Annotated in this window: 19 protein-coding genes and 1 tRNA gene; 4 read left to right on the top strand and 16 right to left on the bottom strand. The window is 59.6% G+C overall.

Translation table 11 applies throughout. The annotated features are described in order from the left end of the window. Positions 1-487, top strand: a 487-nt coding sequence (locus tag B3E91_RS14505) for a hypothetical protein (protein WP_287030089.1), incomplete at its 5' end; no start/stop codon positions are given. A gap of 443 nt (positions 488-930) precedes the next feature. Here B3E91_RS14505 and B3E91_RS14500 read toward each other — a convergent pair. From B3E91_RS14500 to thrS, 9 genes are all read right to left on the bottom strand, one after another. Next, positions 931-1007, bottom strand: a tRNA-Pro gene (locus B3E91_RS14500). A 75-nt stretch (positions 1008-1082) separates the two neighbouring features. Next, positions 1083-1439: a MerR family transcriptional regulator gene (locus B3E91_RS14495; protein WP_090231128.1), complete on the bottom strand. Its 357-nt coding sequence runs from the start codon at positions 1437-1439 to the stop codon at positions 1083-1085. Then, the gene (gene ihfA / locus B3E91_RS14490) at positions 1420-1722 is read right to left on the bottom strand and encodes an integration host factor subunit alpha (protein ID WP_003282572.1); all 303 of its coding nucleotides are present in this window, start codon (positions 1720-1722) and stop codon (positions 1420-1422) included. The genes B3E91_RS14495 and ihfA overlap by 20 nt, the downstream gene beginning before the upstream one ends. A 3-nt stretch (positions 1723-1725) precedes the next feature. Then, positions 1726-4101, bottom strand: a complete 2376-nt coding sequence (pheT, locus tag B3E91_RS14485) for a phenylalanine--tRNA ligase subunit beta (protein WP_287030087.1) — start codon at positions 4099-4101, stop codon at positions 1726-1728. A gap of 126 nt (positions 4102-4227) precedes the next feature. After that, entirely contained in the window at positions 4228-5232 is a 1005-nt protein-coding gene (gene pheS / locus B3E91_RS14480; protein ID WP_282343523.1) for a phenylalanine--tRNA ligase subunit alpha, read from the bottom strand. Positions 5233-5326: 94 nt separating this feature from the next. Further along, entirely contained in the window at positions 5327-5683 is a 357-nt protein-coding gene (rplT, locus tag B3E91_RS14475) for a 50S ribosomal protein L20 (RefSeq protein WP_090231131.1), read from the bottom strand. A 29-nt stretch (positions 5684-5712) separates the two neighbouring features. After that, complete coding sequence (gene rpmI, locus B3E91_RS14470; protein WP_090231132.1) at positions 5713-5907, bottom strand: 50S ribosomal protein L35; 195 nt, start codon at positions 5905-5907, stop codon at positions 5713-5715. A 61-nt stretch (positions 5908-5968) separates the two neighbouring features. Further along, complete coding sequence (gene infC, locus B3E91_RS14465) at positions 5969-6520, bottom strand: translation initiation factor IF-3 (RefSeq protein WP_273234497.1); 552 nt, start codon at positions 6518-6520, stop codon at positions 5969-5971. Then, positions 6520-8442, bottom strand: coding sequence for a threonine--tRNA ligase (gene thrS / locus B3E91_RS14460; protein ID WP_287030085.1), 1923 nt, complete (start codon positions 8440-8442; stop codon positions 6520-6522). Before thrS ends, infC begins: the two co-directional genes overlap by 1 nt. 319 nt (positions 8443-8761) lie before the next feature. Between thrS and B3E91_RS14455 the strand changes: the two genes are divergently transcribed. Next, entirely contained in the window at positions 8762-9241 is a 480-nt protein-coding gene (locus B3E91_RS14455; RefSeq protein WP_287030084.1) for a DUF4124 domain-containing protein, read from the top strand. 121 nt (positions 9242-9362) lie between these two features. Continuing rightward, positions 9363-9614, top strand: a complete 252-nt coding sequence (locus tag B3E91_RS14450; RefSeq protein WP_090231136.1) for a hypothetical protein — start codon at positions 9363-9365, stop codon at positions 9612-9614. A 77-nt stretch (positions 9615-9691) separates the two neighbouring features. On the opposite strand, the gene B3E91_RS14445 is transcribed toward B3E91_RS14450, so the two are convergent. The 7 genes from B3E91_RS14445 to mntP form a co-directional block, all read right to left on the bottom strand. Further along, the gene (locus tag B3E91_RS14445; protein ID WP_338111232.1) at positions 9692-9937 is read right to left on the bottom strand and encodes a hypothetical protein; all 246 of its coding nucleotides are present in this window, start codon (positions 9935-9937) and stop codon (positions 9692-9694) included. A gap of 157 nt (positions 9938-10094) precedes the next feature. Beyond that, a complete protein-coding gene (locus tag B3E91_RS14440; protein ID WP_090231137.1) occupies positions 10095-10277 on the bottom strand; it encodes a hypothetical protein in 183 nt (60 codons plus the stop codon). A 172-nt stretch (positions 10278-10449) separates the two neighbouring features. After that, the gene (locus B3E91_RS14435) at positions 10450-11316 is read right to left on the bottom strand and encodes a hypothetical protein (RefSeq protein ID WP_287030082.1); all 867 of its coding nucleotides are present in this window, start codon (positions 11314-11316) and stop codon (positions 10450-10452) included. A 161-nt stretch (positions 11317-11477) separates the two neighbouring features. After that, complete coding sequence (locus B3E91_RS14430; RefSeq protein ID WP_090231139.1) at positions 11478-11687, bottom strand: YgdI/YgdR family lipoprotein; 210 nt, start codon at positions 11685-11687, stop codon at positions 11478-11480. Between the two features lie 97 nt (positions 11688-11784). Beyond that, entirely contained in the window at positions 11785-12006 is a 222-nt protein-coding gene (locus B3E91_RS14425) for a hypothetical protein (RefSeq protein WP_287030080.1), read from the bottom strand. Between the two features lie 111 nt (positions 12007-12117). Continuing rightward, on the bottom strand, positions 12118-12294 hold the full coding sequence (locus tag B3E91_RS14420; protein ID WP_282343504.1) for a hypothetical protein: 177 nt from the start codon (positions 12292-12294) through the stop codon (positions 12118-12120). A gap of 114 nt (positions 12295-12408) precedes the next feature. Then, positions 12409-12978: a manganese efflux pump MntP gene (gene mntP, locus B3E91_RS14415; RefSeq protein ID WP_287030077.1), complete on the bottom strand. Its 570-nt coding sequence runs from the start codon at positions 12976-12978 to the stop codon at positions 12409-12411. A 202-nt stretch (positions 12979-13180) separates the two neighbouring features. Between mntP and B3E91_RS14410 the strand changes: the two genes are divergently transcribed. After that, positions 13181-13419, top strand: a 239-nt coding sequence (locus B3E91_RS14410) for a hypothetical protein (RefSeq protein WP_287030076.1), incomplete at its 3' end; no start/stop codon positions are given.

Genomic DNA, 13419 nt, shown 5'->3' with positions numbered 1-13419 from the left:
ACGAAACCCGGGGCGATTCACCGCGATGGGCTATGCCTGCGTGAGAAATATTTCGGACGACCTCGACCGAGGAACTCTTAAATTTTTAGTCACTGACGGTGACTTGATATTCGTTCAGGGAAGTTATTGCTTTTCGACACTTCCACCTGATAGCTCCGGATCAGATCTCGTAGAGGGTGTCCGATCTGCGAATGGTGTTGAGATCACCTTTGTCTTTGATCGAAATGAGGGGACTTCTGGTTCTGCCCGAAACCTCTGGCTTAGGGGAATTAACACTCTGGGCTGCCTGTTACTCGTGAATAGAGTGCAGCGACATTCACGAGGTACGCTACACATCGAGGCTACCGTCCTTGCAATTCGCAGTGCCCACCATGAACTGAAGTCGAGATCCTACGAGATAGGTCTCTACCAAAGTGGGCTAATAGGGCAGTCTGACCTCGACGATGACGCATATGACGAGGCGTTCAACGAGGAGGCTTTGGACTAGCGATAACGGCTGTTCACAAGCTCTGAATTGCCCCTAAATTTTCTGGACGCCTCCGCCTGGCTTCTTTTGATAGAGCTCTGCCCGCCTTGAACTACAGATTGGGCGAACCCCTCCTTCTTGGTAAGCGTCCTCGGGGCCAAAGTCCGCTTCCGGTCACGAGGAAGTGGCGGAGCCAGTTGCTCCGTCAGTTGCTCGGCCGACAGGCAGTACGCGCTCTAGCTACCTCCAGCTAGCTTGGATTGTTGTGTAAACACCAGATGTCCGCTTCTGACCGAAAGCAGCCAAAGCAGATACGCCAGAGGTTTAGCCACGACTGAAGGAGCAAGCCCAGCACAAACGGTCACCAAACGGTCACCAGATACAGCCTTTTTGAGTTGCGACCAAAACAATCACCCATAAAAAAATCCAGTCACCGCTAAATGACTGGATTTTCTAGGGTTTTTTGGTCGGGACGGAGTGATTCGAACACTCGACCCCTTGCACCCCATGCAAGTGCGCTACCAGGCTGCGCTACGCCCCGACAAGTGCTTCCAGCACTGCTGAAAGCGGAAGGGACTATACCTTAACCAACTGAAATGTGGAAGTTTTTTGCTGGTTACTTACGCAAGGCCTGAAGTACATCTTCCAGTTCGGTGATCGTCTGCCGGATCAGTTGCTTGTACTGGGTAGTATCGTCCTTGGCTTCGTCGCCAGAAAGACGCTGACGCGCCCCACCGATGGTGAATCCTTGGTCATAGAGAAGCGCGCGGATCTGACGAATCATCAACACATCCTGACGCTGATAGTAGCGACGATTGCCACGACGCTTGACCGGATTGAGCTGGGGAAACTCCTGCTCCCAGTAGCGCAGAACATGGGGTTTCACCGCACAGAGCTCGCTTACTTCACCGATGGTGAAATAGCGCTTGCCGGGAATGGGTGGCAGTTCGTCGTTATGACTTGGTTCCAGCATAAGCTTCGACTCTGGCCTTCAACTTTTGCCCTGGACGAAAGGTCACCACGCGGCGCGCGGTGATTGGGATTTCTTCGCCTGTCTTGGGGTTTCGGCCCGGACGCTGGCGCTTGTCACGTAAATCGAAATTGCCGAAACCGGACAATTTGACTTGTTCGTTGTGCTCAAGCGCCTGACGGATCTCCTCGAAAAACAGCTCCACCAGTTCCTTGGCTTCCCGTTTATTCAGGCCTAGCTCTTCGTACAGACGTTCAGCCATCTCAGCTTTCGTCAGAGCCCCCATACGCTACTTCCTTAACGTGGCGTTGAACCTTTCTTCCAGCGAAGTGAGGATGTTTTGCGTAATGGCGTTCACCTCATCGTCATTAAGAGTGCGTGATGGATGCTGCCAGGTCAAGCCGACGGCGAGGCTTTTTCTATGCGGATCAATACCTTTACCGTCATACACGTCAAATAGCCTGAGGTCGGTCAGGAATTCCCCTCCCCGCTCCCGAATGGCCGAAAGCACCTCTTGCGAAGACAGGTCGCGATCCACGATAAAGGCAAGATCACGGCGCACTTCGGGGAAGCGGGACAGCTCGCCGAATGCCGGCAGACGCCCCTGGACAACTTCGCTCAATAGCATCTCGAAGAGAAAGACGGGCTTCTCCAGACCCAAGGCTTTACCGAGCTCGGGATGCAGCGCCCCAAGGAAGCCGACCAGACGCCCGTCGCGCTCGACGCGAGCAGTCTGCCCGGGGTGAAGCGCCGCGTGCTCAGCGGGTAGGAAACTGAATGCATCGCCCGAGCCGGCCACCGCCAACAGCGCTTCCACGTCAGCCTTGAGATCATAGAAATCAACGGGCTCACGGCTATTCGCCCAGGCCTCGGGCTGCCGCGAACCACATATCACCCCGGATAGAACCGGTTGCTGCTGCAGCCCATCGAGCGCACCGATGAAACGCTGGCCAGTCTCGAACAGGCGCACGCGATCCTGCTGGCGGTTCAGGTTGTACTGCACGGCCTTGACCAGGCCCGGCCAGAGAGAGACGCGCATCGCCGCGAGATCGGCGGAAATCGGATTGGCCAGCAGCAGAGGCTCCACGCCGGAATGAAAGAGCTCGAACAACTTCGGGTCGATGAAGCTGAAGGTGATCGCTTCCTGATAGCCGCGCGCCACCAACTGGCGACGAAGCTTGCTCAGTGCAACCTTTGCCTCGGGCTTTCCCTTGGGGGCCAGTCGGGCTTGTGGGTAACGCACCGGCAAACGGTTGTAGCCGTAGAGGCGAGCCAGCTCCTCGATCAGATCCACTTCGAGGGAAATGTCGAAACGATGGCTCGGCACCGACACGCTCCACTGCCCATCACCGCCAGCTACGACCAATTCGAGGCCGTTCAGCAAGCGCTCGACCTCCTCGGCCGGCATTGCCAGGCCAAGCATCTGCTCGATGCGCTCTGCGCGCAGAACAACCGTGACGGACTTGGGAAGATCCGCCTCGCTGGCCGCCTCAACGACCGGCCCCGCAGAACCGCCGACGATATCGAGCAGCAACGCCGTGGCCCGCTCCATCGCGGCACGCGCCAGTTGCCAATCGACGCCACGCTCGTAGCGATGCGAGGCATCGGTGTGCAAACCGTAGGAGCGCGCCTTGCCGGCCACCGAAATCGGTTCGAAGAAGGCACTTTCCAGGAACAGGTCGCGCGTGCTTTCACTCACGCCGCTGTGCTCGCCGCCCATCACGCCGGCAATCGCCAGCGCGCGCTGATGATCTGCAATCACCAGCGTATCGGGACGCAACTCAACATCCTGACCATCCAGAAGCACCAGCCGCTCGCCCGCTTCGGCCATGCGCACCCGGATGCCGCCGTTGATCTCGGCGAGGTCGAAGGCGTGCATCGGCTGGCCCAGTTCGAGCATGACGTAGTTGGTAACGTCCACCACCGCATCGATGCTGCGCACATCGGAACGGCGCAGACGCTCCACCATCCACAGCGGGGTCTGCTTGCTCAGGTCGACATTGCGCAGTACACGCCCGAGATAACGCGGGCAGGCCTTGGGCTCCGCCACTTCGACCGAAACGACCTGATCATGACTGGCCGGAACGGCAGCCACTTCAACCGGGGTCACTGTGGCGCCGTAGATAGCACCGACTTCGCGGGCCAGACCGGCAATCGACAGGCAGTCACCACGATTGGGCGTCAGGCCGAGTTCGATGCTCGCATCGTCGAGGTTGAGGTAAGCACGCAGGTCTTCACCGACCGGCGCGTCTGCCGACAGCTCCATCAGCCCGTCGTTGTCCTCGCTGATCTTCAACTCGGAAGCCGAACACAGCATGCCGTTGGACTCGACGCCGCGTAGCTTAGCCTTCTTGATCTTGAAGTCGCCCGGCAGCTCGGCGCCAATCATCGCGAAAGGAATCTTCAAACCGGGGCGCACGTTGGGCGCGCCGCACACGACCTGGAAGACCGCCGAGCCATCGCTGACCTGGCAAACGCGAAGCTTGTCGGCGTCCGGATGCTGTTCCGTGCTCAACACCTCGCCCACGACGACGCCACTGAAGGCACCGGCGACCGGGATCACGTCGTCCACTTCCAGGCCGACCATCGACAGCCGCGCCACCAGATCATCATGGGAAACCGACGGATTCACCCAACTGCGCAGCCACTGCTCGCTGAATTTCATTCTGCTCTCCTAGGCGGCGACACTCGGCCCAAGCCGGGTCAAACCGCAAGAGAACGGAGCGGATCGCCTTGCGCCACCGCCCGTCCTCGCATACCTGCCTCGCGGCAGCTCGATTCGTTTAGCCGATCAGCGAAACTGCGCGAGGAAGCGCAGGTCGTTGTCGAAGAACAAGCGCAGATCGTTGACGCCATAGCGCAGCATCGCCAGCCGCTCCGCGCCCATGCCGAAGGCGAAGCCCTGATAGCGATCCGGATCGATGCCTGCCATGCGCAGCACATTCGGATGGACCATGCCGCAGCCGAGCACTTCCAGCCAGCCGGCACTCTCCTGACCATTTTTCTTCACCACACGGCGGATATCCACCTCGGCGGAGGGCTCGGTGAACGGGAAGTAGGAGGGGCGGAAGCGGACTTCCAGTTCCTCTTCGAAGAACTCGCGCAGGAATCCTTCAATAGTGCTCTTCAGGTCGGCGAAGCTGACGTTCTCGTCGATCACCAACCCCTCGACCTGGTGGAACATCGGCGAGTGAGTCTGATCCGAGTCGCAGCGATAGACGCGACCCGGGCAGATGATGCGGATCGGCGGTTGCTGCTGCTCCATCGTGCGGATCTGCACCGGCGACGTATGGGTGCGCAACAGCATGTTGGCATTGAAGTAGAAGGTGTCGTGCATCGCACGAGCCGGGTGGTGGCCAGGAATGTTGAGCGCTTCGAAGTTGTGGTAGTCGTCTTCGATCTCAGGCCCTTCGGCGACGTCATAACCGATGTCGGCGAAGAGTTCCTCGATGCGCTCCAGCGTACGGGTCACCGGATGCAATCCACCGGTAGTCTGGCCGCGACCAGGCAACGTCACGTCGATACGCTCGGCAGCCAGCTTGGCGCTTAGCGCGGCGCTCTCAAGCCCAGCTTTGCGTGCATTCAGCGCATCTTGGACGCGCTCTTTGGCGGCATTGATCAGGGCGCCAACTTTGGGGCGCTCTTCGGCAGGAATGTCGCCCAGGGTCTTCATCACCTGGGTCAACTCACCTTTCTTGCCAAGATAAAGAACCCGGATCTGCTCCAGGGCATTGACGTCTTCGCTATGTTGCACGGCCTCTAGCGCTTGCGAGACCAATGCATCCAGGTTTTCCATTTCTCAGGCTCCAGATACGAAATAGGGGAAGAGCACAGGCTCTTCCCCTATCGTTGACGTTCAGCACCGGGCGAACCCGATGATTGTCGGGGAGTTAAGCCAGAGTGGCTTTGGCTTTCTCGACAATCGCAGCGAACGCCGCTTTTTCGTTCACTGCCAGATCGGCCAGAACTTTACGATCGATCTCGATGGCCGCTTTTTTCAGACCGGCGATCAGACGGCTGTAGGACAGACCGTTGACACGAGCACCAGCATTGATACGAGCGATCCACAGAGCGCGGAACTGACGCTTCCGCTGACGGCGGTCACGGTAGGCGTATTGGCCAGCCTTGATCACCGCCTGCTTGGCAACACGGAACACACGCGAACGCGCGCCGTAGTAACCTTTGGCGAGTTTCAGAATTTTCTTGTGACGAGCACGGGCGATGACGCCACGCTTAACACGAGCCATGAATTAATCCTCCAGACCGATGAACGAAATCAACGTAGACGCAACGAGCGCTCGACACGAGCGACGTCGGATGCATGCAACAGCGAGGTTCCGCGCAGCTGACGCTTACGTTTGGTGGACATCTTGGTAAGGATGTGGCTCTTGAAGGCGTGCTTGTGCTTGAGGCCCGCAGCAGTCTTCTTGAAGCGCTTCGCAGCGCCACTTTTGGTCTTCATCTTTGGCATGTTCGGATACTCCGCATTCAGTGATTACACATAACCGCAAGGCCTGCCAGTGCCCTGGTGGTTATTTCCGCTTTTTGGGGGCGATGACCATGATCAGTTGGCGTCCTTCCATCTTAGGATGCTGTTCGACGGCGCCGTATTCCGCGAGATCGGCTTCGACCCGCTTCAACAACTCCATCCCCAGCTCCTGGTGGGCCATCTCTCGGCCGCGGAATCGCAAGGATACCTTGGCCTTATCCCCTTCATTTAGGAAACGTACCAGGTTGCGTAGTTTTACCTGGTAATCCCCTTCTTCCGTCCCTGGTCGAAACTTGATTTCTTTGATCTGCTGCTGCTTCTGATTCTTCTTGGCCGCTGCAACCTGCTTCTTCTTTTCGAAGAGATGCTTGCCGTAGTCCATGATCCGGCAAACAGGCGGGACTGCATCAGCAGAGATTTCTACCAAATCCAGTTTGGCTTCTTCAGCAGCGCGAAGCGCTTCATCAATCGAGACGACGCCAATCTGTTGGCCGTCAGCACCAATCAATCGGACCTCTCTGGCCGAGATGTTCTCGTTGATTGGGGCCTTGGGTGCAGCTCGCTTATCCTGTCTCATTTCACGCTTAATAGTGATTACTCCGATTCTTGGCGACCACGCCGGGAAACCGCTTGCGCAAGCAACTCACGAAACTGCTCGAGGGGCATGGAGCCCAGGTCGACGCCTTCGCGGGTGCGCACAGCAACGGATCGTGTCTCAACTTCCCGGTCTCCAATAACCAAGAGATAGGGAACCTTGAGCAAAGTATGCTCACGGATTTTAAAGCCGATCTTCTCGTTTCTCAAGTCGGACTTGGCACGAAACCCGCTTTGAGCCAGAGATTTCTCGACTTCCAAAGCAAAATCGGCCTGTTTGTCGGTGATGTTCATGATCACTGCCTGGGTCGGCGCCAGCCAGGCCGGGAAAGCGCCTTCGTAATGCTCGATCAGGATTCCGATGAAACGCTCGAACGAGCCCAGGATGGCGCGGTGCAACATCACCGGGCGCTGACGGCTGTTGTCCTCGCTGATGTAGCTGGCATCCAGACGCTCCGGAAGGTTCGGATCGTACTGCAGAGTGCCGCACTGCCAGTTCCGCCCCAGGCAGTCCTTGAGCGTGAACTCGATCTTCGGACCATAGAACGCGCCCTCTCCCGGCTGGTACTCCCAGGATAGGCCGGAGGCATCCAGTGCGTCCGCCAGGGCCTTCTCGGCACGGTCCCACATTTCGTCGGAACCGACGCGTTTTACCGGCCGGGTGGAGAGTTTCATGATCACATCGGTGAAACCGAAATCGGCATAGACCTGCAGGGTCAGCTTGATGAAGTTGGCCGCTTCCAGGCTCACCTGCTCTTCGGTGCAGAAGATGTGTGCATCGTCCTGGGTGAAGCCGCGCACGCGCATGATGCCGTGCAGCGCACCGGAGGCCTCGTTGCGATGGCAGGAGCCGAACTCAGCCAGGCGCATGGGCAATTCGCGGTAGCTCTTCAGGCCCTGGTTGAAGATCTGCACGTGGCACGGGCAGTTCATCGGCTTGATCGCGTAGTCGCGGCTTTCCGACTCGGTGGTGAACATGTTGTCGGCGTAGTTGCCCCAATGCCCGGACTTCTCCCACAGCACGCGATCGACGATCTGCGGCGTGCGCACTTCAAGATAGCCATTCTCGCGCTGCAGGACGCGCATGTACTGCTCGAGCACCTGATAGATGCTCCAGCCGTTGGGGTGCCAGAAGACCATGCCCGGCGCTTCTTCCTGGGTATGGAAGAGGTCAAGGCGCTTGCCGATCTTGCGGTGATCGCGCTTCTCGGCCTCTTCGATGCGCTGGATGTAGGCGGCGAGCTGCTTCTTGTCCGCCCAGGCGGTGCCATAGATACGCTGCAGTTGCTCGTTCTTCGCATCGCCGCGCCAGTAGGCGCCCGACAGCTTGGTCAGCTTGAACGCCTTGAGGAAGCGGGTATTGGGCACGTGCGGACCGCGGCACATATCCACGTATTCTTCGTGGTAGTAGAGCCCCATCGCCTTCTCGTTCGGCATGTCCTCGACCAGGCGCAGCTTGTAGTCCTCGCCACGGGACTCGAACACTTCGATGACCTCGGCACGCGGCGTCATCTTCTTGATGACGTCGTAGTCCTTCTCGATCAACTGATGCATGCGCTGCTCGATCGCCGCCATGTCATCGGGCGTGAAGGGACGCTCGTAGGCGATGTCGTAATAGAAGCCGTCTTCGATGACCGGCCCGATCACCATCTTGGCGGTTGGATAGAGTTGCTTGACCGCATGACCGATCAGATGCGCGCAGGAGTGGCGGATGATCTCGACGCCTTCCTGATCCTTCGGGGTGATGATCTGCAGGCGCGCGTCATGTTCGATGACATCGCTGGCGTCGACGAGACGGTCGTCGACCTTGCCCGCCACGGTGGCCTTGGCCAGGCCAGCCCCAATGGATTGAGCCACCTCGGCAACGGATACCGGATGATCGAACGAACGTTGACTGCCGTCGGGAAGAGTGATGATGGGCATGGCGCCTCCTCTCCTAGTGGTGACCCCTACCAAAGGCCACGTGGGTTGGGATGAGCCAGTAAGCGATCCGGCGGTGTACCCGCCTCACAGTGGCTGGAGCCCGAAGGCCAACCAGACCGGACCGGAGTCACTGGAAGTTTTGGAGGGCGGATGCTTTCAGAAACGCCGCTGCCTGACAAGCGAAAGGGCTAGAAACAGCTAAATCCATGCGTTCAGCCGGCATTGGGAGGAAAATATCCGCAAGCAAACCTCCCTTTTCGAAACTGCCTTACCATCGGCGTAACAAACCCGACAAAACCCCGTCACACGGGAGACCTCAATGCGCATTTGGATACTTGTGGTTCTTGCCTATCTGCCCTGCGTCATCCATGCCACCACCGTGCTCAAATGCATCGACGCGCAGGGCAACGTGAACTTCACCCAGACGGCCTGCCCGCCCGGGCAACACCTGGACAGCATCAGCGAGCTGACCGCCCCACCACCGCCAAGCGGCGATGGCGACCCGGTCAAACTGGCGGAGCCGAAGGCACCCACGCCGGTGACTGACGCCGCACCCGCGCCCGCGCAACCGCCGATCGTCATCGTCGCCCCGACACCTGCGCCGGCTACGGAGGTGCAAGGCGTCATTTCCGAGAGCTACCGCAGCTACCAGCGCCATGTGCCCTACCGGCACGATTATTACCCGCCGCCACCCGGTCACTGGGGAAAGCCACCAGGATCATGGCCGCCGCCACCGCCCCCGCGCCCGCCAGTGAAACCGGACGAACCACGGATCAAGGGAATGCCAATGGACCGCTGAGCGGCAGCTGGTGAAACGGCTGGCAAAGCGCGCTCCGCACGTCGAATTCAATGAAACCGTCGCAGCAACGGCTGTCCGAATCCATGAGGCATCACCCACCCACAGACTGATGGAGGCTCTCATGGCCATCGAACAAGCGCTCTGGAATGAAGTACTCACCCGGCTGCTGCATGCTCATCCGGCAGGACTCGGCAAGGAAGTCCTGGACAACTATCGAGGCCAGCAGGCCGTCGTGGACTGCCTAGCCGATTTGCAGGAACGCGGATTGATTCAGGGAGGAACCATCCTGCCCGGCGCGGTGAACGACCATTCCCTGGACTTGCCCGTAAAGCTGACATCCGCCGGCGTAGAGCAAGCCAAAGCGATCGAGTGACCGTACGAGCCCGGCCTCGCCGGGCCTCCCGGAACTACGATCCACCGCCTGGCGCGAATGATCGCCAGGCGAGCCGGCTACTTCGACTCCTGCCGGATGTCCAGAAGCACCCAGACATCCAGCCCTTGGGCGCGGGCGGCCTTTTCGGCCTCCAACTGAGCGGTCAGCCGGCTGATCGAGCGCGAGCGATGCTCGAAGCGGAACGGCGGCCCGCCGTTCTTGCGCACGCTCAACTCGACCAGGGTGTAGGTGAAGGGATTAGTCGATTTTTCTTTTTTCTGTTTCTTCGGTGCGGCGGGGGTGAGGCCCAATGCTTGACGCACGTCGTCCTCGGACAAACTCAGATTGCTCAACTACGAAACCCTGCTGCTGGATTGACCGCATACGGCCCGCGGCTGGATGCCGCAGCGATACTGTATCGTCAGCAACCATTGTCGACAATCGACAGATCTAAATTCCGACAGAACCTAATAAGAGAACCTAATAGAAGTGGATCTCGCCCCCTTCGATGCCGGCAATCTGATCGATGATGGCGGCCGCCGCGCACTCCGCCTCGACGAGGCTGGCGAAATCCTTCGTACGGGTCACCTGAAACGCCGCCGACTGTTCCGCGGTACGCCCTCTGAGCATGACGAACGCCTTGATGCCGTCACTGTCCTGCACAGCACTAGACCAAACGCGCGTAGCACCTATCACTCGATAGCCCATAGCCCGTTACCCGTTCAGTTATGTCCAGGGTTAAGAGCGGCCAAAACGCTCGATAATTGCCCAACCAAAGGTTGGCGGGCCGTTGCCACCGTGTTTCGCAGGCGCGTAAGGCACCGGCCAAACCCGCTCAAACCCGCGCCAGCAGCGAGCTGTTGGTCGCCTTTATGTCCTGCAAGGAGGGAAACCCGCCTTCGCCGGACGTGCTTCCGTTTTCCTTCCCGCTCGCGGACAACAGGTCGAACAGGTTCGGCAGAGGTTTCGAGACCTGCTCCTTGAGCGCGGCCGTGCGAAGGGCCGTTTCGATGGGCGCCTTCTCCTGATTCCAGGCGGCCGAAGACTTCTCGTCGCTACTCACCGCAGCGAGGAATTTCGCGCCCGCGAGATTGCGCGCCGTTTCGTCCCCGGCGTATGGATCGACGAACTGGGCCTGGCTGCCCGCCGGGCCGACGAACTCACCCATCGCCAGCGACAGCTGCTGCTTCATCAGGGAACTCGCGGCTTTTTGCTCCTGCTCGGAGAACAGCCCTCCGACGTTCTCGCTGACCGAATACAGCGAGCGACGATCGAGGTTGCCCATCAGCGAAATGGTGTCGACATTGCCCGGACTGTTCGCATCGTAAGGCGTGCCACTGGCCTTCATCGTCGCGTAGTTGGCGTCCATGCGACTGCGCGCATCGGTAGCGACGTCCGCCAATGTCTTGCCCTGCGAGCTGGAAACGGAGCCCGGACTGATGACGCTGCGCACCAACGCATCCGAAGTCATTCCGGTTCGACTGGGAAAGAACTGCGCGTAGTAGTTGCTCAGCGCATTGGATTGCTGGGCCGCACTGGAGAGCGTAACGGTCGACGAATGCCCGGAGGTCGTAGACGCGGCCGTGTTCGCAAGGCTTGCCGTCGAGGCCTCCAGAGCGCTTGTCGCCGTGGTCTTCTGGCCATACAGCGAAGACGCATTCGCCGAGTAGTAGCCCGCCACGCCGCCGGAGATGATGCTCATGCTGGGTTCCTTTTGCCGTGCAGGGCGTCGCCAGAGAAATGGCGCATACCCGGAGCTTTCAGGGTCTTTTGCAAGGACCACGCCAGGCGACAACGGAATTCTGGCCGCAGCGTGGCCATAAAAAAGCCCCGCATCGGCGGGGCTTCTCGGTTGCAGGAAACTCAGCGCTCCATCACCTGTTTCACCTGCGTCAGCGGAATCTGCTGGGTACGGCCGTCAGCGTCTTCGTACTCGTAGAGGCCGCTGTCTTCGTCCAGCTTCGGCTCGCCGTGGGCGGTGATCATCTGACCGTCATTGGTACTGATCACGTAATCGCTGGCACAGCCGGCGAGGCCCAGCACACAGAACGCGGCAAACATCCAATGCTTCATAAGTGACTCCTTCAGTTAACCAAGAGAGGACACTGCGTCAGACACCCGCCGGTGAAATTCGCTCCCGGGCGCATGCCAGGACCGCCGATTGCCCGGATCAGCTATCCGCCTCCCGGCCTTCACCGCCGATGTGCGCTTTGGGCAGGTCATAGGGCGGCTCGACCTGTTTCTGCATCGGCGGTTTTGCATCGGGATCGTTTTTCAGCGGCACCGGCGCGTCCTCGATGATCGAACCGGGGTCCTCGTTGCCGGGATCGTTGATCAGCGACCCCTCACCGAGGTCCTGATGCCCTTTCCCATCGTTCGATTCCGTACCCATAGCGACCTCCTCACCCGGCCTGGAATAGACCTGTACCCATTTGAGGCCGCCGCCGGCTGCGGGTTCCGAAATCAGTCGCCTGGGTGGAGTCTTGGCCCGCTCAGGACGGCACTAACGCCTGCGCATGGAGAATGCCAGCAGCAGGAAACCCGGCACGAGAAACGCCGGCGCCATGTACAGAAAAGTGTCGCCTCCGCCGCCCATCCCCACTGCCGCGAATGCCACGCCACAACATAGCAACGGCGTGGCCGCGATCATCAGGGGTTTCGGTTTGATCTTCTTCTGCACACGTAACTCCAACGGCTCTTCGGAACTCGCGGCGGACCGCGAAATGCACAACTACGACGTATCGATTACGTATGAGTTCGGAATGTCCTGTCGCGGAAACAGGCGTGGCGCACCTCACGCGCCACCCAAATGCTCGTAAAGAAGGGTGCCGCCAACCAGGATCAGAACGATCCCGCCGGCAATTTCCGCGCGCCGCCCCACCATCGCGCCCAGCACCCGACCCAGCAGCGTTCCCAACGTCACCATCGTCATGGTCGCCAAGCCGATTGCCAGCGCCGCGACGGCGATGTTCACATCCACGAACGCCAGCCCCACGCCTACGGCCAGCGCATCGATGCTGGTAGCGACCGCCGTCGCGGCGAGAATCCAGAACGAATGCTGCGTGGCCCTTCCCTCGGGCGCGACCGCTTCCGGTTTCAAGCCGGCGTAGATCATGTGCAGGCCGAGCAGCAACAGGAGGCCGAAGGCGATCCAGTGATCCCATTCGGTCACGTAGCTGCTGGCAGCCTGCCCGATGAGCCAACCGACGACGGGCGTGAGGGCCTCGATGACACCGAAGATCAGACCGGTACGGAGCGCTTCGGCGAGAGATGGCTTGTGCAGGCTCGAGCCCTTGCCTACCGCCGCAGCGAAGGCGTCGGTGGACATGGCGAAGGAAAGGGAAATCAGCGAGAGGGTGTTCAAGGTGCAGCTCCAGCCGGGCATGAGTCCACGACACGCCGCGCGCCCAGCTGAGCGCAGCAATGTCGTTGGTCTCACCAATCCGGCTGGATGCGCTGACCACGGCTTACTGCCGAGTATGTTGACCAGCGCGCCCGCGCATCACGCACAGGCAGGTTACTCCCCAAAGAGGCAGCGGAGCGTAGCAGGCTCAGGTGAAGAAAACGTGAACACCGAGGATGGAGGGACGATCAGCGTCATGGGCGGAAACCATGCACTCATGAGCGCCCCATTACAGGTAGAAGCCATGCAGACCGATCCCGCCGGAGTCATCTGCGAGGCTCTCTGCCAGCGAAGGCAACATCGAGCGAAGACAAAATCCACGCAAACAAAAAAGGCGATCCTTTCGGATCGCCTTCTAAGCCCCGTGCAGTACGGGTTTTTGTTTGGTAGGCACAATTGGAT

Origin of the sequence: Pseudomonas sp. UBA6310, assembly GCF_002438225.1 — a bacterium.
Classification (GTDB): Bacteria; Pseudomonadota; Gammaproteobacteria; order Pseudomonadales; family Pseudomonadaceae; genus Pseudomonas_O; species Pseudomonas_O kuykendallii.
Note: the sequence above shows the minus strand (reverse complement) of the source record. Positions and strands in the feature narration are given on the sequence as shown.